The sequence below is a fragment of the uncultured Microbacterium sp. genome, assembly GCF_900078385.1.
In the GTDB taxonomy this organism is placed as follows: domain Bacteria; phylum Actinomycetota; class Actinomycetes; order Actinomycetales; family Microbacteriaceae; genus Microbacterium.
In genome coordinates, this window is sequence record NZ_FLQR01000009.1 from 174,459 (window position 1) to 195,031 (window position 20,573).

General features: G+C 69.8%; 21 protein-coding genes. 6 read left to right on the forward strand and 15 right to left on the reverse strand.

Annotated elements, in window-relative coordinates; translation table 11 throughout:
* Positions 1-30 precede the first annotated feature (30 nt).
* From QZL85_RS12230 to QZL85_RS12240, 3 genes are all read right to left on the reverse strand, one after another.
* Entirely contained in the window at positions 31-576 is a 546-nt protein-coding gene (locus QZL85_RS12230; protein ID WP_028495906.1) for a MerR family transcriptional regulator, read from the reverse strand.
* Positions 577-673: 97 nt separating this feature from the next.
* A complete protein-coding gene (locus QZL85_RS12235; protein WP_295577080.1) occupies positions 674-1,360 on the reverse strand; it encodes a MerR family transcriptional regulator in 687 nt (228 codons plus the stop codon).
* Entirely contained in the window at positions 1,357-1,851 is a 495-nt protein-coding gene (locus QZL85_RS12240) for an FHA domain-containing protein (protein ID WP_295577082.1), read from the reverse strand. The genes QZL85_RS12235 and QZL85_RS12240 overlap by 4 nt, the downstream gene beginning before the upstream one ends.
* Positions 1,852-2,044: 193 nt before the next feature.
* Between QZL85_RS12240 and QZL85_RS12245 the strand changes: the two genes are divergently transcribed.
* A complete protein-coding gene (locus QZL85_RS12245; RefSeq protein ID WP_295577083.1) occupies positions 2,045-2,392 on the forward strand; it encodes a hypothetical protein in 348 nt (115 codons plus the stop codon).
* Between the two features lie 47 nt (positions 2,393-2,439).
* Here the strand turns inward: QZL85_RS12245 and QZL85_RS12250 are convergent, their stop codons facing one another.
* Positions 2,440-2,949, reverse strand: a complete 510-nt coding sequence (locus tag QZL85_RS12250) for a hypothetical protein (RefSeq protein WP_295577085.1) — start codon at positions 2,947-2,949, stop codon at positions 2,440-2,442.
* 16 nt (positions 2,950-2,965) lie between these two features.
* On the opposite strand from QZL85_RS12250, the gene QZL85_RS12255 reads away from it, so the two are divergent.
* Together QZL85_RS12255 and lpdA are read left to right on the forward strand one after the other, a co-directional pair.
* Complete coding sequence (locus QZL85_RS12255) at positions 2,966-3,517, forward strand: copper resistance CopC family protein (protein WP_295577087.1); 552 nt, start codon at positions 2,966-2,968, stop codon at positions 3,515-3,517.
* Between the two features lie 9 nt (positions 3,518-3,526).
* A complete protein-coding gene (gene lpdA / locus QZL85_RS12260; protein WP_295577089.1) occupies positions 3,527-4,927 on the forward strand; it encodes a dihydrolipoyl dehydrogenase in 1,401 nt (466 codons plus the stop codon).
* 74 nt (positions 4,928-5,001) lie between these two features.
* Here the strand turns inward: lpdA and QZL85_RS12265 are convergent, their stop codons facing one another.
* The 4 genes from QZL85_RS12265 to QZL85_RS12280 are packed head-to-tail and all read right to left on the reverse strand — an operon-like array spanning position 5,002 to position 8,416.
* On the reverse strand, positions 5,002-5,676 hold the full coding sequence (locus QZL85_RS12265) for a CYTH domain-containing protein (RefSeq protein WP_295577092.1): 675 nt from the start codon (positions 5,674-5,676) through the stop codon (positions 5,002-5,004).
* A complete protein-coding gene (locus QZL85_RS12270; protein WP_295577094.1) occupies positions 5,673-5,915 on the reverse strand; it encodes a response regulator in 243 nt (80 codons plus the stop codon). Before QZL85_RS12270 ends, QZL85_RS12265 begins: the two co-directional genes overlap by 4 nt.
* A 20-nt stretch (positions 5,916-5,935) precedes the next feature.
* Positions 5,936-7,444, reverse strand: a complete 1,509-nt coding sequence (locus tag QZL85_RS12275; protein WP_295577096.1) for a CoA-acylating methylmalonate-semialdehyde dehydrogenase — start codon at positions 7,442-7,444, stop codon at positions 5,936-5,938.
* 15 nt (positions 7,445-7,459) lie between these two features.
* Positions 7,460-8,416, reverse strand: coding sequence for an NAD(P)-dependent oxidoreductase (locus QZL85_RS12280; RefSeq protein WP_295577098.1), 957 nt, complete (start codon positions 8,414-8,416; stop codon positions 7,460-7,462).
* Between the two features lie 187 nt (positions 8,417-8,603).
* On the opposite strand from QZL85_RS12280, the gene QZL85_RS12285 reads away from it, so the two are divergent.
* Together QZL85_RS12285 and QZL85_RS12290 are read left to right on the forward strand one after the other, a co-directional pair.
* Positions 8,604-9,470, forward strand: a complete 867-nt coding sequence (locus QZL85_RS12285; RefSeq protein WP_295577201.1) for a LysR family transcriptional regulator — start codon at positions 8,604-8,606, stop codon at positions 9,468-9,470.
* A 10-nt stretch (positions 9,471-9,480) separates the two neighbouring features.
* The gene (locus QZL85_RS12290; protein ID WP_295577100.1) at positions 9,481-10,212 is read left to right on the forward strand and encodes a glutamine amidotransferase; all 732 of its coding nucleotides are present in this window, start codon (positions 9,481-9,483) and stop codon (positions 10,210-10,212) included.
* Positions 10,213-10,238: 26 nt separating this feature from the next.
* Here the strand turns inward: QZL85_RS12290 and QZL85_RS12295 are convergent, their stop codons facing one another.
* Together QZL85_RS12295 and QZL85_RS12300 are read right to left on the reverse strand one after the other, a co-directional pair.
* Complete coding sequence (locus QZL85_RS12295) at positions 10,239-12,746, reverse strand: glycogen/starch/alpha-glucan phosphorylase (protein WP_295577101.1); 2,508 nt, start codon at positions 12,744-12,746, stop codon at positions 10,239-10,241.
* Between the two features lie 124 nt (positions 12,747-12,870).
* A complete protein-coding gene (locus QZL85_RS12300) occupies positions 12,871-13,881 on the reverse strand; it encodes a YihY/virulence factor BrkB family protein (protein ID WP_295577104.1) in 1,011 nt (336 codons plus the stop codon).
* A gap of 157 nt (positions 13,882-14,038) precedes the next feature.
* Between QZL85_RS12300 and QZL85_RS12305 the strand changes: the two genes are divergently transcribed.
* Positions 14,039-15,709, forward strand: coding sequence for a GspE/PulE family protein (locus tag QZL85_RS12305; RefSeq protein WP_295577106.1), 1,671 nt, complete (start codon positions 14,039-14,041; stop codon positions 15,707-15,709).
* 77 nt (positions 15,710-15,786) lie between these two features.
* Here QZL85_RS12305 and QZL85_RS12310 read toward each other — a convergent pair whose 3' ends face one another.
* The 5 genes from QZL85_RS12310 to pilM are packed head-to-tail and all read right to left on the reverse strand — an operon-like array spanning position 15,787 to position 20,569.
* Entirely contained in the window at positions 15,787-17,022 is a 1,236-nt protein-coding gene (locus QZL85_RS12310; protein WP_295577108.1) for a type II secretion system F family protein, read from the reverse strand.
* On the reverse strand, positions 17,022-18,161 hold the full coding sequence (locus tag QZL85_RS12315; RefSeq protein WP_295577110.1) for a type IV pilus twitching motility protein PilT: 1,140 nt from the start codon (positions 18,159-18,161) through the stop codon (positions 17,022-17,024). The genes QZL85_RS12310 and QZL85_RS12315 overlap by 1 nt, the downstream gene beginning before the upstream one ends.
* 1 nt (position 18,162) lies before the next feature.
* Positions 18,163-18,861 carry a hypothetical protein gene (locus QZL85_RS12320; protein WP_295577112.1) on the reverse strand — a complete coding sequence of 233 codons (699 nt, stop codon included), beginning with the start codon at positions 18,859-18,861 and terminating at the stop codon, positions 18,163-18,165.
* Entirely contained in the window at positions 18,858-19,508 is a 651-nt protein-coding gene (locus QZL85_RS12325) for a hypothetical protein (protein ID WP_295577114.1), read from the reverse strand. Before QZL85_RS12325 ends, QZL85_RS12320 begins: the two co-directional genes overlap by 4 nt.
* Positions 19,508-20,569 (reverse strand): pilus assembly protein PilM, encoded by a 1,062-nt coding sequence (gene pilM, locus QZL85_RS12330; RefSeq protein ID WP_295577117.1) that lies wholly within the window; start codon positions 20,567-20,569, stop codon positions 19,508-19,510. Before pilM ends, QZL85_RS12325 begins: the two co-directional genes overlap by 1 nt.
* Positions 20,570-20,573: the final 4 nt, after the last annotated feature.

Here is a 20,573-nt window from a genome sequence, read left to right on the forward strand (position 1 = left end):
TAGGACGCCGGGTGGAGCTGCGTCGGCGCGCTAGGCGGTCTTGACGGAGCGGCGGGCGGCGAGCTCGTCGACGGGGTCCGGCGCCTGCGGGTCGAAGTCCAGCAGGGTCGACTCGACCTCGTGCAGGACCTTGCCGACGGCGATGCCGAAGACGCCCTGCCCGCGGCTCACGAGGTCGATGACCTCGTCGTTCGAGGTGCACAGGTACACCGACGCGCCGTCGCTCATGAGCGTCGTGCCGGCGAGGTCGCGGATGCCGGCGGCGCGCAGCTGCTCGACGGCCGTGCGGATCTGCTGCAGCGAGATACCGGTGTCCAGGAGCCGCTTGACGAGCTTGAGCACGAGGATGTCGCGGAAGCCGTACAGCCGCTGCGACCCGGAGCCGCTCGCACCGCGCACGGTGGGCTCGACGAGCTCGGTGCGGGCCCAGTAGTCCAGCTGCCGGTACGTGATGCCGGCGGCGCGGGCGGCGACCGCACCGCGGTAGCCCACTTCGTCGTCCATGGCCGGCAGGCCGTCGGTGAACAGGAGGTCGGTGGCGAACGGCTGTCCGCCCGGCGCATCGTGCGCGTTCATGTGAGCCTCCTGCTTGTGATGGCGTTCTCTAACGCTAGATGAGGGATGACGGTGCGGCAACGACATCCGCTCTCAGCGTTCGGCGTGTCGCGCGTGGTCAGGGCAGCAGCCGTTCGAGGGCCGCGTGCACGAAGCTCGCGCGCACCTCGTCGAGCCGGCGCAGCAGCTCGGGTGCCAACTCCCCCGCCCGCCCGCGGGAGGCCGCGTCCGTGCGACGCAGCAGCGGAGCGAGAGCGCTCTCGACGAGCGACACCTCGCGCTCGGCGGCCTGACGGAGCCCGCGCACGTGGCGGGGCTGGATGCCGTGGGCGTCGAGGGCGACGAGGGTGCGCAGCAGCGCGAGCGCGCGCTCGTCGAAGGTCTCGGCGGCGGTCAGGAGGCCCGCGCTGATCGCGTCGTTGAGGAGCCCGGCCTTCGCGCCCGCCGCGGTCAGCAGCTCGTCGCGGTGGTAGCGGCGGGCGGTCTGCACAATGGATGCCGGCACGCCGGGAGCCGCGGCCGAGTCGGCGCCGTGCTCGTCGAGGTACTCGCGGATGCGCGCGAGCGGCAGGTAGTGGTCGCGCTGCAGCGTCAGCGCGACGCGAAGTCGGTTGACGTCGGAGGGCGAGAACTTGCGGTAGCCGGACTCGGTGCGCATCGGCGTGACGATCCCCTGGACCTCGAGGAAGCGCAGCTTGCTGCTGGAGAGGTTCGGGAACTCGGGCGTCAGGCGCGCGAGCACCTGGCCGATGCTGAGGTGCCCCGCGGACGATGATCGTCCGCGCGGTGCTGCGGCCGGGGTCACTCTCCGGTCACCGCGCCGCGGTCGAGAGGCGACACGAAGAAGTTCAGCCGGAATTTGCCGATCCGCAGCTCGGAGCCGTCGGACAGTGCCGCGCGATCGACGCGCTCCCCGTTGACGTACGTGCCGTTGAGGGAGCGCTGATCGACGAGTTCGAAGGTGTTGCCGGTGCGGGTGATCTCGGCGTGCCGACGGGAGACGGTGACATCGTCGAAGAAGATGTCCGCCTCGGGGTGGCGACCGACCGTGGTCACGTCCGTGTCGAGCAGGTAGCGGGCCCCCGCCGTCGGGCCCGAGCGGACCAGCAGCAGGGCGGAACGGGACGGCAGCGCACCGATGGCTTCGACCTCGACAGGGCTCAAGTCGCTCCCGAACGGGATGAACGACAGGTCCGCATCGTGACCGAAGGTCTGGGTCGTGTCCGACAGACCGGAACGTGCCCGGCCGTCGGCGCCGCGCCGGATGTCGTCGTCGGGTCGAGCGTTGTCCTCCACGGTGTCCTCCTCTTTTGACACCCTAACGGATCGGGGCCTCCGAGGAAGAGGCCGAGGCGGGGGTTCTGCGGGTCTTCACACACGTCGACCGACTCGGCGCGCTGATTGTTTCCGCGTGTGTCGACCGACGTGACCTGCGACGGACCCGGAACGTAGCCTCTCCCTACCGAAACCGCCTCAGAAGGAGCATCCCGTGTCCCCGCAGCAGAGCCACTTCACGACCACCCCGGTGCGTCAGGTCGCGGCATGCATGTGCGCTCGCGGCGGTGCCTGCTCCACGTTCGCTCCGGGACACGCGGTGCACCTCATCCAGTCGCGTCTCGTCTCGGCCACACCGGCCGAGTGGGTCGACGCCCTCGTGGGCGAGCGCCACGACGACGGCACGATCATCGTGCACACGCTGGACGGCGAGCGGATCGAGCTGTGGAACGGTGCGGGGGCCACGGATGCCGTGCAGCCGGGCGCGCCCGTCGCGTTCCACCCGCGCTACCACGTGCTCACCATCGGCGCGCGGCAGTTCAACGCCCTCCGCCTCGGCTGACGACGGCGGGCGCCGCGGGCGCCGAGGACTGCGATCGAGATCGACTCTCACGCCATCGACATCGCGCCCTTCATCGCCGTGCACGCGTCCATGCAGGCCTTGCAGGAGTCCGCGCACATCTTGCACACGGCGCTCATCTCGGCGTGCGGCATGCACATGTCCATGCACGCCTGACACATCGCGATGCAGGCGTCGAGCATCGACATCATCGAGGCCGGCGTCATCCCCTGCATCCGCATCATGGCGCGCATCATCGTGTTGCACATGTCGGCGCAGTTCATGCACGCCGGCGCGCAGTCCATCATCTGCCCGTCCATCATCTGGACCGAACACACGACGCATGCCTGCTCGCAGGCCGCACAGGCGTCCATACACCCCTGCATGACCGCCATGTCCATCTCCGGCATGCCCTCCATCGACATCATGTCCTTCGACATGGCGTCCCTCATCACAGCATCCATCCCGCACCCGCTCTCGATCCGCCGCGGGCCGGCGTGCCCGCCTGCCGCCATGGTAGGCGCGCCGCCGCCGCTCCGAAAGGCACCGGCAGGGGTCATCGCTAGGCTCGATGGGGTGACCTCCCCCGCTCCTCGTCCCCGCCGCCGCGCCACGGCGCTGGCCGGTCTCGTGCTCGGCCTGCTGCTGGCGATGACGGCGTCGCCGGCGTTCGCGCACGACGAGCTGATCGGCACCGACCCGGCGACCGGGGCCGCCGTGGAGACGCTGCCCGCGGCGCTGACGCTGACCTTCAGCGGTGTGCTCCTGACCGATGCCGGCGCCACCGAGGTGTCGGTGCTCGACGCGGCGTGCACGCCGCTCACCGACGGCGCCCCCGTCGTGGAGGGCACCCGCGTGACGCAGGCGCTGCGCGGCGACGCGACCGGCACCGTGACGGTGCTCTGGCGCACGGTGTCCGGCGACAGCCACCCGATCTCCGGCGAGTTCACGTTCGTCGTGGGCGACGGTGCAGCGGATCCCGCGTGCGACGCGGCGACGCCGCCCGCCGGCGGCGACGGAGGTCTCGACGTCGCCCCGCTCCTGGTCGTCGGCGGCGTGCTGGTCGTCGCCGCCGGCATCGTCGTGGCGGTCCTGCTGGCACGGAGACGCCCCTCCCGCGAGGACTAGGCTGGAGGCATGCCTCATTACGACGTCGTCATCCTCGGCGCCGGCCCCGGCGGGTATGTCGCGGCCGTCCGCTCTGCCCAGCTCGGCCTGTCCGTCGCCATCGTGGAAGAGAAGTACTGGGGCGGTGTCTGCCTCAACGTCGGCTGCATCCCCTCGAAGGCTCTTCTGAAGAACGCGGACCTCGCGCACACCTTCCTGCACAAGGCGGAGCTGTTCGGCATCCGCGGCGACGTCCAGTTCGACTACGGGTCGGCATGGGACCGCAGCCGCAAGGTGGCGGACACGCACGTCAAGGGCATCCACTTCCTCATGAAGAAGAACAAGGTCACCGAGTACGAGGGCCGCGGGACGTTCCTGGATGCCAAGAGCCTCCAGGTCGCGAAGGCCGACGGGTCGAGCGAGACCATCACGTTCGACAACGCGATCATCGCGACCGGCTCGACCGTGCGACTGCTCCCGGGCGTCACGCTCAGCGACAACGTCGTCACGTACGAGGAGCAGATCCTCACGCGCGACCTGCCGAAGTCGATCGTCATCGTCGGCGCGGGCGCCATCGGCATGGAGTTCGCGTTCGTCATGACGAACTACGGCGTGAAGGTAACGATCATCGAGTTCCTCGACCGCGCGCTCCCCAACGAGGACGTCGAGGTCTCGAAGGAGATCCAGCGCCAGTACAAGAAGTACGGCGTCGAGATCCTCACCTCCACCAAGGTCGAGTCGGTCGTCGACTCCGGCGACAAGGTCACCGTCAGCTACGCCGCGAACGCGGACGGTGCGAAGGGCTCGATCGAGGCCGACAAGGTGCTCATGTCGATCGGCTTCGCCCCGCGCATCGACGGGTTCGGCCTGGACAAGACCGGCGTGAAGCTCACCGACCGCGGCGCGATCGCGATCGACGACAACATGCGCACGAACGTCGACGGCATCTACGCGATCGGCGACGTGACCGCGAAGCTGCAGCTGGCCCACGTGGCCGAGGCGCAGGCCGTTGTCGCCGCCGAGACGATCGGCAAGGCGGAGACGCAGACGCTCGGCGACTACCGGATGATGCCGCGCGCGACGTTCTGCTCGCCGCAGGTCGCCTCGTTCGGCCTCACCGAGCAGCAGGCGCGCGACGCCGGCTACGACGTGAAGGTCGCGAAGTTCCCGTTCAGCGCCAACGGCAAGGCCAACGGCCTCGGCGAGCCGATCGGCTTCGTCAAGCTCGTCGCCGACGGCGAGCACCTCGAGCTGCTCGGCGGCCACCTCATCGGCCCGGACGTGTCCGAGCTGCTCCCCGAGCTGACCCTCGCGCAGAAGTGGGACCTCACGGCCCTCGAGGCGGCGCGCAACGTGCACACGCACCCGACGCTGTCGGAGGCGCTGCAGGAGGCGTTCCACGGTCTCGCGGGACACATGATCAACCTCTGAGCCACGCGCTCCGGGCGCTCAGGGTAACCTGGCTCCCACGACTGACGCCGCCCCAACCGAAGCCGGGGGCGGCGTCAGTGCTTTCCGGGCGTGGGCGGCGTGGGCACCGCGCCGCCGAGGGTGCGCGCGAGCTTCGAGTCGGACGCCGCGACGCGGCCGCCGACGGCCTCGACGAGCGCGTCGGCGGCGGCGAACAGCTCGGCGCGGGCCGCGGGGTCGGTCGGCGCGGCGGGGCCGAGTTCGAGCTCCCATTCGCGCCACGACGCCGTCGCGCCGCGGCGGACGTCGGTGGCGTCCACCCGGTCGTCGACGAACTCCGCGACGACGCCGCCGGCGTCGTCGTACAGGGCGTAGGCCGTGCGCGCGTTGCGGATGCGGGCGAGCTGACGGAACGGCGGGGCCGCGACGCCGGCGAGGGCGGCGATGATCGCGTCGGGGACGACCGGATCCTCGCCGTCGGCCTCGTCGGCCTCCGCATCATCGAGGGGCCAGATGGTCTCGTGCTTGCCTTCGGCCGTCGACTGCTTGATGTGCCAGCCGGCATCGGGCCCGCCGGTGCGGCGGCGCAGCGCGGTCGCCGCACGGGCGAGCGCGCCGTCGTCGGTGTCGAGGTACCGGGCATCGAGCGCCCGCGGCTCGGGCTCGCCCTGGCGGGCGATGCCCGGCAGCGCGGTCCACTCCGGCAGCGGCGTGTCGGCCTCGACGTCGTACTTCCGCTCGATCTCGAGCGACCGCGCCGGACCGGTCACAGCCCCCGGTCGTCCCGGTCGGCCTCGTCGCGCTCCGGGTCGATGTCGTCCTGCGCCTCGAGGAAGCGGAACGTGGCCTGCGTCGGCCCGTCGTGCGCGCCGGTGTTCTCCGGCGTCCCCTCGCGCGTGTAGACGACCTGCGTCTCGCTGTAGGGCAGGATCAGGCGATCCTGCGTCTCGTCGTCGATCGGAAGAACCTGCCCGTCGAGCGGGCCTCCCAGCAGTCGTGCGATAGCCATCGTGACCTCCTGGGGCCAGCCTAGTGCGTGGGGAAGCCGAGGCTGATCTGGCTCTCGCTGGGCTCGGGCCAGCGTGTCGTGACGACCTTGCGGCGCGTGTAGAAGTTGAACGCCTCCGGACCGTACATGTGCGTGTCGCCGAACAGCGAGTCCTTCCAGCCGCCGAACGAGAACGCCCCGATGGGCACCGGGATCGGCACGTTGATGCCGACCATGCCGACCTCGATGTCGTACTCGAACTGGCGGGCGGTCTTGCCGTCGCGTGTGAAGACGGCGGTGCCGTTCGCGTACCGGCTCGCGTTGATGAGCTCCACGGCCTCGTCGTAGGTCGCGACGCGCACCACCGAGAGCACCGGGCCGAAGATCTCCTCGTCGTAGACCCGCATCCCGGGCTTGACGCCATCGACGAGCGAGGGACCGATGAAGAACCCGTCCCCCTGCACGGGCAGCTCCCGGCCGTCCACGACGACGCGCGCGCCCTCGCCCTCCGCGCCGGCGACGAAGCCGGTGACCCGGTCCAGCGCGTCGCGTGTGATGAGGGGACCCATCTCGCTCGTGGGATCGGCGCCGTCGCCGACCTTCAGCTTCCCGATGCGCTCGGACACCTTGGCGATGAGGTCGTCGGCGACCTCGCCCACAGCCACGACGACCGAGACGGCCATGCACCGCTCCCCCGCCGAGCCGTACCCGGCCGACACGGCGGCGTCCGCGGCCGCGTCCAGGTCGGCGTCGGGCATCACGATCATGTGGTTCTTCGCGCCGCCGAGCGCCTGCACGCGCTTGCCGTTCTCCGCGGCGCGCGCGTAGATGTACTTCGCGATCGGCGTCGATCCGACGAACGAGACGCCGCGGATGATCGGGTCGTCGAGGATCGCGTCGACGGCCTCCTTGTCGCCGTGCACGACGTTGAGGATGCCGGCGGGAAGCCCCGCCTCGGCGAACGCCTCGGCCAGCCAGACAGCTGCCGACGGGTCGCGCTCGGAGGGTTTCAGGATGACGGCGTTGCCGGCGGCGATCGCCGTCGTGACCATCCACAGCGGCACCATGGCGGGGAAGTTGAACGGGGTGATGCACGCGACGACGCCGACGGGCTGACGCACCTGGTGCACGTCGACGCCGGAGGCGACCTGCTCGGAGTAGTCGCCCTTCAGGTGGTGCATGAGGCTCGTGCAGAACTCGACGTTCTCGAGGCCCCGGGCGACCTCGCCGAGGGCGTCGTCGACCGTCTTGCCGTGCTCGGCCGTGATGATGCGGGCGAGCTCCTCGGCTCGAGTCGAGATGATCTCCCGGAGCCGGAACATGACCTGCTGCCGCTTGCCGAGACCAGTGTCCCGCCAGCCGCGCTGCGCAGCCTGCGCGGTGCGGGCAGCCTCGTGCACGAAGTCGGCCGACGCGAGCGCGACCTCGCCGGTCTGACGGCCCGTGGCCGGGTTGAAGACCGGGCCGACCCGATCCTCCGCCGTGACGCGGCGGCCGCCGACGACGTGCGGGATGGCGGTGAGGGCGGTGGTGTCGATCGTGGTGCTCATGGAGGTCTCCAGGGCTCAGGCGGACGCGGGGACGGATGCGGCGGACGGTGCGGCGTCGCGGGCGGGGTCGTAGCCGCGCAGCGTGCCGTCGGGGGATGCGAGCTTGGCGACGAGGGTGCAGTCCTTGCCGCCGAGGCCCTCGGCGATGAGCTCGTCGAGCTGTGCGAGGGCGAGCTCGGCGGCCGGCAGGTGGACGCCGGTCGCCTCCCCCGCCTGCACGGCGAGACCGCAGTCCTTGCGGGCGAGGTCGACCGAGAAGGTCGGCTCGAAGTTGTTGTTCGCGGCGGCCTTCTCGACGACGCCGGGCACGGGGTACCACGTGCGCATGGCCCAGGACGAGCCGGACGACACGCTCGCGACATCCCAGAACACCTTGGCGTCCAGGCCCAGCTGCTCGGCGAGCTGCGAGCCCTCCGACATGGCCATGACCCCGATGAACAGCATCATGTTGTTGACGAGCTTCGCGGAGATGCCGGCGCCCGCCTCGCCGCACGGGATGACGTTGCCGGCCATCGGGACGACGAGGTCGGCGGCCCGGGCGACGTCCTCGGGACGTCCGCCCAGCATGAAGGTGAGGGTGTGCGCCTCGGCGCCGGCCGTGCCGCCGGAGATGGGGGCGTCGACGAACGACAGACCGCGCGCGGTCGCCTCCTCGTGGCACCAGCGCGACGTCTCGACGTCGACGGTGGAGGTGTCCATGAGGAGCGTGCCGGGCGCCGCGTGTGCGAAGACGCCGTCATCCGAGCCGTACACCAGGCGGACGTGCTCGGGCTTGGGCAGCGACGTGAAGCAGGCGTCGGCGCCGTCGAGCGCCTCGCGGATCGAGCCGACGACCTGCACGCCGCGGGCGGCGGCGGCCTCGGCGGCGGCGGGGTTGACGTCGACACCGCGGACGGTGTGTCCGGCGGCGACGAGGTGGGCGGTCATGGGCGCGCCCATGTGGCCGAGTCCGATCCAGGCGATCGTGGACATGAAGGAGCTCCCTGCAGCATCGAAGGTCACCGGCGGGTCGTCCTCGACCGCGCCGCACCCCCAGGCTAAGCAGGTCCTGGGTGCAGATCAACGCACAAGGCCGCGGCAATCTTGCACTCGCGCTGTGCACTGGTGCACACTCAGGGCCATGCCCGCCGCTTCGCAGGAGCCACCGCTCGATGCCCTCATGACATTCCTCGCCGTCGCGCGCCTCGGGCGCTACACGGCGGCGGCCGAGGTGCTCGGGGTCAACCATTCCACCGTGTCTCGGCGCATCGCCGCACTCGAGCACGCGATGGGCGGCCGGGTCCTCGTCCGGACCGCCGGCGGATGGGAGGTCACCGACCTCGGTCGCCGCGCCGTGGCCATCGCGCAGCGCATCGAGGGGTCGCTCCGCGAGCTCGTCGCCGACGACGACGGCGACGCCGTGCACGGGATGGTGCGGATCGCGGCGCCGGAGGCGTTCACATCGGTGTTCCTCGTGCCTGCCATGACCGCGCTGCGCGAGCGGCATCCGCGGCTCGCCGTCGAGCTGCTCGCGGCGACGCGGCGCGCGCAGCAGAACCGCTCCGGCGTCGACCTCGAGATCGTCGTCGGCCGCCCGCAGGTGCTGCGGGCGTACGCGACCCCGCTGTGCTCCTACGACCTGCGGCTCTACGCGACCGCGGAGTACCTGGCCGCCCACGGCGAGCCGAAATCCCTCGCGGATCTCGCCGATCATCCGCTGGTCTACTACGTCGAGTCGTCGTTGCAGGTCGACGAGCTCGACCGCGCGATCCAGGAGCTGCCGGCCTCTCCCCCGTCGATCCGCTCGACGAGCGTCTTCGCGCACGTCGCGGCGACGGCGGTCGGGGCGGGCATCGGCATCCTGCCCGACTTCCTCGGCGATGCAGACGCGCGGCTCGTCCCGGTGCTCGCCGGCGTGTTCTCGCATCCGCTCGCCTACTGGGCGGTCGCGCGCGACGAGGGCCCGCGCAACCCGGCGGTCGCGGAGACGCTCGCGGCGATCACGGCGCACATCCGGACGGTCCAGGGCGGCACGGCGCCCGCCTAGACTTCTGCTGATGAAGCCTTTCCTGCTCCTCGCGACGCGGTCCGAGGACGTCCCCGCGGATGAGGAGTACGGGCTCTTCCTGCGCTACACGGGTCTCGACGAGCGCGACCTCATCCGGGTGCGGATGGAGGCGGGCCCGCTGCCGCCGGTCGACCTCGACGCACTGTCCGGCATCTTCGTGGGCGGCGGACCGTTCAACGCGTCCGATCCGCCGGCGAGCAAGTCGCCCGTGCAGCACCGGGTGGAGGCCGAGTTCGCCGCTCTCCTCGATCGCGTCGTGGCCCGCGACTTCCCGTTCCTGGGCGCCTGCTACGGCGTCGGCACGGTCGGCGCGCACCAGGGCGCCGTCATCGACCGCACCTTCCGCGAGCCGATCTCGGTGATCGAGGTCACGCGTACCGACGAGGGGCGCGGGGACGCGCTGCTGGCCGCCCTCCCCGACACCTTCACGGCGTTCGTCGGGCACAAGGAGGCCATCAGCGTCCTGCCGCCGTCGGCGACGCTGCTCGCGACGTCGCCGGGGTGCCCCGTGCAGATGTTCCGGGTCGGGCAGAACGTCTACGCGACGCAGTTCCACCCCGAGCTGGACGTCGAGGGCATCACGACCCGCATCCACGCCTACGCCGGGCACGGGTACTTCGAGGGCCACGAGCTGCAGGACACCCTGACGGCCGTGCGGCGGATGCCGGTGACGCAGACCGGCGAGATCCTCCGCGCCTTCGTCGAGCGCTACGCGCGCTGACCGCGGCTTCGCCGCCGCTCCCCCGGTCAGAGCATCGGGGGCGTGTGCCAGATGCGGTCGATGTAGTCGCGCATCGACCGGTCGGACGAGAAGAACCCGCAGCGCGCGACGTTGAGGATCGCGGACCGCGTCCACCCGTCGGTGTCGGCGTAGGCGGCATCCACCCGCGCCTGCGCGGCGATGTACGACGAGTAGTCGGCCAGCACCATGAACCGGTCGTCGTACAGCAGGTTCGACACGACCGGCTCGAAGACCGACTTGTCGCCGCCGGAGAACGCGCCCGACGCGATGAGGTCCATCGCGCGGCGGAGGTTGTCGTCGGCCTGGTAGAACTCGGCCGGCTTGTAGCCCGCCGCCCACAGGTCCTCGACCTGCGGCTCGCTCATCCCGAACAGGAAGAAGTTGTCGTCGCCGACGAGCTCGCGGATCTCGACGTTGGCGCCGTCGTCGGTGCCGATCGTGAGCGCGCCGTTGAGGGCGAACTTCATGTTGCCGGTGCCCGAGGCCTCCTTGCCGGCGAGCGAGATCTGCTCGGAGAGGTCGGCGGCGGGGATGACCCGCTCGGCGAGCGTGACGTTGTAGTTGGGCGGGAAGAGGACCTTCAGGCGCCCCTCGACGCGCGGATCGGCGTTGACGACCGATCCCACCGCGTTGACGAGGTGGATGATGCGCTTGGCCATCACGTAACCGGGCGCCGCCTTCGCACCGAAGATGAACGTGCGGGGCTGCACGTCGGCGGCCGCGACGCGGCCCGACGTGATGCTCTCGTACTGCGTGACGATGTGCAGCACCTTGAGCATCTGGCGCTTGTACTCGTGCAGGCGCTTGACCATGACGTCGAGCATGTGCCCGTCGCTGACCTCGAAACCGTCGCGCTCGAACAGCACCTCGTTCAGGCGGCGCTTGTTCGCGGCCTTCACCTCGGCGAAGGCGGCCCGGAAGTCGGGGTCCTCGGCGTAGGACTCGAGTTCGCGCAGACGCTCGAGGTCGGTGAGCCAACCGGTGCCGATGGCCTCGGTGATGAGCTCGGACAGTCCGGGGTTCGCCAGCCGCACGAATCGACGGGGCGTGATGCCGTTCGTGACGTTGGTGAACTTCCCCGGGAAGAACTCGTTGAAATCGGGGAGCACCTTGTCGCGGAGCAGCTGCGAGTGCAGCTCCGCCACGCCGTTGACCTTGGAGCCGGCGACCGTCGCGAGGTATGCCATCCGGACCGAGCGGTCCGGGAACTCCGAGATGATCGACATGTTGCGGATGCGCATCTCGTCATCGCCGAAGCGCTCCCGCACCTCGACGAGGAACTCGTCGTTGATGCGGTAGATGATCTCGAGGTGGCGCGGCAGCAGGCGGCCGAGCAGATCGACGGACCAGACCTCGAGCGCCTCGGGCAGCAGCGTGTGGCACGTGTACGCGAAGCACTTCTTCGTGATCTCCCACGCGGCATCCCACTCGAGGTGACGCTCGTCCACGAGGATCCGCATGAGCTCGGGGACGGCGATCACGGGGTGCGTGTCGTTGAGCTGGAAGATGACGCGCTCGGGCAGCGTCTCGATGGCGTCGTCGCCGAGGACGTTGACGAGGAAGTCGCTGATGGACGCCGCGACGAAGAAGTACTGCTGCTGCAGGCGCAGTTCCTTGCCCTGCGGCGTGGAGTCCTCGGGGTAGAGAACCTTGGAGATGTTCTCCGCGAAGGTCTGCGCGCGGACGGCTTCTTCGTAGTCGCCGGAGTTGAAGATGCGCAGGTCGAAGGCGTCGGTCGCGACGGCGCTCCACAGGCGCAGCGTGTTGACGCGGCCGTTCAGGTAGCCGGGCACCATGTAGTTGTACGGGACGGCCTTCACGTGCCAGCCCGGAACCCAGCGCGAGCGGATGACGCCGCCGTCGTCGTAGGTCTCGGTGTGGCCGCCGAAGGCGACCTGGCGCGCCCCTTCGGGGTGCGGGAACTCCCACGGCGAACCGAGGGTCAGCCACGCGTCGGGCTGCTCGACCTGCTGGCCGTCGACGAAGGTCTGCCGGAAGATGCCGTACTCGTAGCGGATGCCGTAGCCGACGTTCGGGACGCTCATGGTCGCGAGCGAGTCGATGAAGCAGGCGGCGAGACGACCGAGGCCGCCGTTGCCGAGGCCTGGCTCGACCTCCTGCGCACGCAGCTCCTCGATGTCGAGGCCGCACTGCGCCATCGCCTCGGCGGCGATCTCGCCGAGTCCGGATGCGAGGAGGTTGTTGTCGAGCTGACGGCCGAGGAGGTACTCGGCGGAGAGGTAGCAGACGCCCTTCGCCTTCGTCACGCGCTGGCGGCGAAGGTCTTCGAGCCACCGCGCCATGAGGTAGTCGCGCACCGTCATCGCGAGGGCGAAGTACCGGTCGTTGACGCTCGAAGCGGAGAGCGGAACGCCGCGCTCGTAGTTGAGGTTCCGCAAAAACTGCCGCACGAAACCGTCGACGGAGCTGGCCGGGCCGGTCACCGGAGCGAGCGCGAGCGGGTGGGTCGCTCCGAGGACATGGGTGGCGGGGGTGTTGGCGTTCTCAGGCACGCTTAGACGGTACACACTGCGTCTGAGAACTGTGACCGTTCACAGCGGGATTACCCGAGATGTTTACATCACCGTGATGTCGTCACTGTGATGTCGTCACCGTCATGTCGTGACTGTCATGTCATCACCCGGACGCGGCCGCGGCCTTGCGGCGCTCCTCGGCCTCGGCCGTCCGCGCCGCGCGCAGCTCGTCGGTCGCGAGCTGGACGGCGTCCTCGGCCTTGCGCACGCGGCGCTGGACGAACGTCTTCGCGCCGTAGCGGGCGCGGACCCGGTCGGCATCCTCTTCGACGCCCGTCACGATGTACGACGTCGCGATGAGGATGACCTGGGCCGACAGGTTGAACCACAGCAGCAGCGCGATGAGCGATGCGAACGAGGCCAGGAGCGGGTTCGAGCCGGCACCGCCGACGAAGAGGCCGGACAGCTGCTGCAGGACGGTGAGCCCGACGCCGCCGAGCAGCGACCCGACGACGATGGTGCGGGCGCGGGCCTTCACACCGGAGAGGACGCGGAAGAGGACGGCGATCGCGATGACGTCCAGGAGGAAGGTGACGACGATCGTGAGCGACCGCCCGCCGAAGACGATGAGCGGGTGGTCCGCGGACAGCCCCAGGAGATCGCCGAGGAGGCCGAGACCCGCCGCCCCGACGAACGTGACGCCGGCCGACGCGCCGAGGGCGGCACCGATCCCGATCGCGAGGGCGAGGTTGCGCAGTATCACCCAGACGAAGAGGGTGTCGTCGGTGAGCTTGTCGGCGATCACGCGCATGGCCGTGCGGAGCGACCCGATGGCGCCGATCGCGGCTCCGATGAGACCGACGGCGGAGAGGATGCCGGCGAGCGACAGGCTCAGCGGGGCGCTCACCGCGGCGGGGTCGATGAGGCCGTTCTCGCCGACGAGGCCGGGGATGACGTTGTCGACGGCGTCGACGAGCGCATCCATCGCCTGCGGGTTGCCGGCGAGCCACAGCCCGGCGATCGAGAACCCGAGGAGCACGCCCGCGAAGACGCTGAAGAGCGTGCGATAGGTGACGCTGTCGGCGAGCATCGGGCCGCGATGCTCGCTGTATCGGAGGTAGGCCCGCACGATCTTCCGAGAGAGGACCCAGGCGGTGATGCGCTGCAGGTTCATCGCGCCAGGCTATCGACGCACCGCGGGCGGGCAGCGGGGGTTGACAGGGCCGTGGGGGCTCGCGCCGCTTTCTCATCCGTCACGGAGGTCACATGAATCTCACTATTCACATCCGTGCCACGAGCCGCATAGGATAACCCCAGGGGAAGGGGAATTGGTGAAGGGACTCGCCGAGACCCTCGTGCGCAGTGGGATCATCCGCGCCGAGGACATGTGGGACGCTGTCGCGCAGTTCGGCGACGGTCCCGAGCTCCGCCAGCAGCTCGTCGCCGCGCGCCTCGCCACCGAGACGCAGATCGCGGAGGGCATCGCCGCCCAGACCGGCTTCCCGTTCGTCGACCTCGGATCGGCCGGCCTCACCGCCGAGACGATCACCACCGTCCCGGCATCCCTCTGCCGCCGCTATCACCTCATCCCGGTCGAGCGCGGACGCCGGAGCCTCACGATCGGGATGCTGGATCCCACCGACCTCATCGCGATCGACGATGTCGCCACAGCGACCGAGCTGAACATCCGGCCCGTCGTGGTCGCCGCCGATGCGCTGGAGGCCATGTTCGGCCGGTTCCTGCGGTCGGACGAGGAGCTCATCGACCTGTCGGAGCAGATCGGCGAGATCGCCGCCGCCGACTCCGGGCCGTCGGCGACGGAGTCGATCGAGGAGGGCGTCGACGATGCCCCCGTCGTGCGGTTCGTGAACCTGCTCATCGCACAGGCCATCAACGACCGGGCGAGCGACATCCACATCGAGCCCGGCGAGCGGCAGCTCACGGTAAGGTACCGCATCGACGGCGTGCTGCACGAGATGCAGCGGGCCGACCGCGCCATCCAGGACGGCGTGCTGTCGCGCCTGAAGATCATGGCCGCCGTCGACATCGCCGAGCGTCGCAAGCCGCAGGACGGTCGCCTCTCAGTGCACCATGACGGCCGCCAGATCGACCTGCGCCTCGCGACGCTGCCGACGGTGTGGGGCGAGAAGATCGTCATGCGCATCCTGGACAGCTCGGCGCAGTCGCTGACGATGGGCGACCTGCGCTTCTCGATGCGCAACGAACAGCGCTTCCGCGGGGCGATCACCCGCCCGCACGGCATGGTGCTCGTGACGGGTCCCACGGGGTCGGGCAAGTCGACGACCCTCTACACGGCGCTCAACACCGTCGCGAACCCTCGCATCAACGTCATCACCGTCGAGGACCCCGTCGAGTACCGGATGGCCGGCATCAACCAGGTGCAGGTGAACCCGCGCGCCGGGATGACGTTCCAGGCGGCGCTGCGGTCGATCCTCCGCTCCGACCCCGACGTCGTGCTCGTCGGCGAGATCCGCGACCAGGAGACGGCGACGATCTCGATCGAGGCGGCGCTGACCGGTCACCTCGTCCTGTCGACGCTGCACACGAACGATGCGCCGAGCGCGCTGACCCGCCTGACGGAGATCGGCTGCGAGCCCTTCCTCGTGGGGACCGCCCTGACCGCCGTCGTCGCGCAGCGCCTCGCGCGGCGGCTGTGCGTGCGGTGCCGGGAGTCGTACACCGAGTCGCGTGACGTCCTGTCGTCGGTGAAGTTCCCGCACAACCCGCTCGACCCGCCCGTGCTGTATCGCGCTGTCGGGTGCTCGGACTGCTCCGGCACCGGCTACCGCGGCCGTGTCGCACTGCACGAAGTCATGGAGGTCACCGAGAGGCTGGAGCAGCTCGTGGTGGGTCACGCGACCGGCACCGAGATGCGTCAGGCTGCGCTCGAGGAGGGCATGATCCCCCTCCGCGAGGACGGCTTCAGCAAGGTCCTCGAGGGCACGACGACCATCGAGGAAGTGCTGCGCGTCTCGATCTGAGTCGGGGCGTGGGTGCCTGCCAAAGGAAGACGGGGCGCAGGACGTCCCCAGTCCCGCACCCCGTCCGTTCGTGGGGGCTACTGCTGGCCCATCTCGCCGTAGATGCTGAAGATGGGCATGTAGAGCGAGACGACCATGCCACCGATGAGGATGCCGATCCCGACGATGAGGATGGGCTCGATCGAGGCCGTGAGCTGCTCGGTCGCGGTCTCCACCTCGTCCTCGTAGAAGTCGGCGATGCTGGAGAGCATGTCGGGCAGGGTGCCCGATTCCTCGCCGACGGACGCCATCTGCGCGACCATCGGCGGGAAGATCTGCGCCTTTGCGAGCGGAGCGGAGAATGACCGCCCCTGCTTGACCGACTCCTGCACCTCGCGCACGGCCTTCTCGATGGCGTAGTTGTTCGAGGCCTCCCCCACGATGCCCAGGGCCTGCACGAGCGGCACGCCGGCATGCAGCATCATCGACAGACCCCGACTGAATCTCGCTACGGCGATCTTCGTGGAGAGCGGCCCGAAGACGGGCAGCTTCAGCTTCAGCGGGTCGACCACACGTCGTACGCGCTCGGAATCCTTGTTGCGCATCCACCAGAATGAGCCGATGAGGCCGAGAACGATGAGGAGCGGGAGGAGCCAGACCATGCTGTTCGAGAGGTTCACGAGGATCTGCGTCGGCAGCGGCAGCGCCGAGCCCATCCCGGTGAACATGTTCGCGAACACGGGGACGATGAAGGTCACCATTCCGATCACGCCGAGGATCGCGATGACGAGCACGATCACCGGGTAGGTCGTCGCCGATTTGATCTTGTTGTGGAGTTCCGCCTCACCCTTGTAGGTCTGCGCGACGCTCGTGAGCGACGTGCCGAGGAAGCCGCCGGTCTCCCCCACGCGCACCATGCTGACGAACAGGGGCGGAAAGACGAGCGGATGCTTGCCGAGCGCGACCGACAGCGCCGAACCTGATTCGACGGCGGCGTGCACCTGTAGCAGCGCCTGCTGCAGCTTCTTGTCCTCCGCCTGCTCGATGAGGATCGACAGCGTGCGCATGAGCGGCAGTCCGGCGTTGATGAGCCCGGCCATCTGCTTCGCGAAGACGGCGAGGACCTCGGGCTTGACCGTCTTCTCCATGCCGGGAATGGAGATCTCCCGGTTGAGGCCCGTCTTGGAGGTCAGCGCGACCTCGAGCGGTGTCAGGCCCTGCGCACGGAGCTTGTTGGCCACCGCCGACTCGCTCGCCCCCTCGATCGAGCCCTTGACGACGCCGCCGCCCTTCGCGTCGATGGCGCGGTAGGTGTACTCCTCGATGAGTGGCATCAGTGGGTCCAGCTCTCGGCACGTGATCCGTGCATGGACCACGACTCGATGTCGAGGTCGCGCGGCCGGACCCGCACATCGTCCAGGCTCTTCGGGTCGTAGGCGGCCATCTTGGCCGCGGAGAGCGAGACGGTGCCGTCCTCGACGAGTCGTTTCAGATCCTGGTCGAGGGTGTGCATGCCGAGCCCACCGCCGGCCTGGATCATCGAGTAGATCTGGCTCACCTCGCCCTCACGGATGAGGTTGGCGATGGCGGACGTGTTGATGAGCACCTCGGTCGCGATCGCGCGCCCCGCGCTCTGCGCCATGGGAAGGAGGGTCTGCGTGATGATGCCCTGCAGCGTGTCGCCGAGCTGCGTCCGCACCTGCGGCTGCTGCGCCGGCGGGAAGGCGTCGACGATGCGGTTGATCGACTTGGCCGCGCTCTGCGTGTGCAGGGTGGAGAGGACGAGGTGTCCGGTCTCGGCCGCCGTCAGGGCGGTCGCGATCGACTCCGGGTCGCGGAGCTCACCGATCAGGATGATGTCGGGGTCCTGACGCAGCACCCGACGAAGGGCCTCCGCGAAAGACGCGGTGTCGCTGCCGATCTCGCGCTGGTGGATGAGCGACCGGCGGCTCGTGTGGCGGAACTCGACGGGGTCTTCGACGGTCACGATGTGCGCCGGGAGCGTGCGGTTGACGGCGTCGATCATCGCGCTGAGCGTGGTCGACTTGCCGGAGCCGGTCGGGCCCGTCACCAGCACCAGACCGCGCGGCTTCATGGCGAGGTCGTGGGCGATGGCCGGGACGCCGAGCTCGTCGAGGCTCTTCGCCTTGTCGGCGATGAAACGCATCGCGACGGCGACCTGCCCGAGCTGGCGGAACACGTTGACGCGGAACCGGGCGACGTCGGGCACGGAGAACGAGAGATCGACCTCGCCGCGCTGCCGGAACTCGACGATCTGATCGCCCGAGAGCATGTCGCCGAGCGCGGACTCGAGCCAGGCGGCCGTGGTCGGGTCGGGGTAGTCGAGGATCGGCTCGAGGTCGCCGTCCACGCGCATGAGCGGCGGGTGACCGGCCGTGAGGTGGACGTCGGATGCCGACGCCCGGGCCGCGATGGCGAGCATGCCCGCGAGGGCGCTGTTGATGGTCGTCATGTCAATCCTCGGTCCGGATGAAGGTGAGCACGGTGACGGTGAGGGTGCCGTCGTCGAGAGTGGCGTCGATCGGCGCGATGAGGCGCTTCCCGCGGCCGAGGGCGTCGACGAACGTCATCGCCGCCTCCGCGTCGGCCACCTCGACCTCGATCGTCACCGTGAGCTGCTGCTGAGGCTGAGGGCCGACCTGTTCCTCGGTCGCCGTGCCGTCGGTGGCCGCTTCGTCTGTCGCCGACCCGCCGGTCCCCTCTGCCGACCCGTCATCCGTGGCCGGATCGGTGGCTGCATCGGCATCGGGGGCCGCCTCGGCCGCTGCCGCGGCTTCGGGGTCTGTGTCGACGCCCGCGCGCGGTGCCCACTGCTCGGGGTCGACGACTTTGATCGTGCTGATGGTCACATCCGCTCGCGTCGACGCGGCCGCGATGATCTCGAACACGTCGTCCAAGCTCGTGTTCGCCGGGATCGCCGTGCGAAGCGTTGCCAGATCGGCGTCGACCGCATCGATCTCTTCGTCGGCGGCAGCCAGCTGCGTGATCTGCGCTTCATAGATCGCGTTCGTCTGCTCCACGGCGACCGTGTTCGCATCGATGGTCCGGGATTGCGCGTACATCGGCAGTGCGACCAGGGCGACGCCGGCGACCAGGATGGCGACGACGAGCAGCAGGCCGACGAGATTGACGAGCTGGCGATTCCCGTTCACTGGGAGTCCTCCTCGAGTGTGTAGGCACCGGTGTAGACGGACTGGTCGTAGGCGATCCGGAGGACATAGGTGTAGACGCCGTTCTCCACCGCGACCTCCCAGCCGTCGACTTCGAGGACGCCATCGAGCGGGCGCAGGGCGCGGATGAGGCGGACGATCTCAGCGGGCGTCTCGCTCGACAGGGCGAGCGTCCCCTCCGCCCCTGTCTCCGCGAGCGGGTCCTCCCCGGCTGCCAGCAGACCGCCGGGCGCCAGACTGAATCCGGCGACGGTGACCCCTGAGGGGAGCGCGCGTTCGACCGTGGCGAGCAGCGCGGACCAGCGAAGGTCGGTCCCCATCGCCTGGGCACGGTAGCCTTCGAGCTCTGCTCTCAGCTCCAGCTTGCCGCGCACCGGAGCCAACGCCGCGACTTCGCTGAGAAGCGTGTTCGTCCGTTGCGTCGTGATGGCATTGCGCACGGCGGCCGTGGTCTGCAGCCAGAACGCCGCGCCCGCCAGCAGCGCCACGACGGCCAGAGCCGCGATGACACCGCGGAGCCACCGGCGGATCAAAGTGCTGCGCTGGCGCCGCTCGATCTCGACGCGGGGCATGAGGTTGACGCGCGGAAGACCACCGAATCCGGTGATCGCAGGCTGTGCGAAGGCCATCAGCGTCCCTCCCCGAGCGCGAGACCGATCGTGGTGACGAGGTTGAGATCGTCATCCGGGCCGTCGATCGGGATCTTCGTCCGCACGAGCTGCGACGCTCCAAGGAACTCCACCGGCATCGGGATGCTCGCCGCCAGCGCGTCCGAGACTCCCGGGACGATTGCACCGGCGCCGCTCAGCAGCACGCGCGTGATGGGGTGATCGGCGGACCGGTCGGTGTAGAAGCGCAGGGTGCTGGCGAGCCGCACGACGAGATCGTCGATCGCCGAGGCCGACATGCCGGCGGTCGGCCGAACCCCGGCGGCTCGCGCTGCGGAGCGCGACCGGCGGGCGGCTCCGCCCGGAGGCACGGTCTCGAGGATCTCCTCGACGACCGCGGCAGGCTGTTCCAGCGCCTCACCCAGCTGGGCGTTCTCCCGCGCGCGGACGGCCTCCGTCATGATGTCGATGGGGATGATGCGGACGAACCGCGGCACACCCTCCTCGAGCACGACGACATAGCTCGTGTGGTCGCCGAGGTGCAGGGCGGCGACGGTCTCGCCGGGCGCGGCCACCCGTCGAGCGGCACGGGCCAGCCCGAACGGGGCGAGATCGACGACATCGACCTTGATCTTCGCCTTCCCGATGGTGCCGACAACCTGTTCGACGCTCTCCGCGACGGCGGCGACGAGGAGGCCCGTCACCTGACCGGCTTCCTCGGAGACGGGGTAGAAGTCGAGTACCGCCTGCTCGGCGGGAACCGGCAGCAGGTCCTGCACCTGGAACGGCAGCGCCTGACGGAGCAGGTCGGGGCGCATGGCGGCCGTCGTGTACTCGCGGACGAGGATGCGGCGGCTCGCGATGCCGAGGACGACGTTCTTCCCCTTGATGCCCGCGCGCGACCACAGCTGCCGGAGCGCCAGGGCGACGGCGTCCACGTCGTGGACCTCGGAATCGCTCGCCGCCTCGGGAGGGAGCGGGACCGCCCCGTACGCGACCAGCGTCGGGGACTTGCCGATCGTGACCTCTGCGGCCCGGACCCCCTCTTCGGTGATCTCCAGTCCGACGATCGTGTTCGCCATTCTG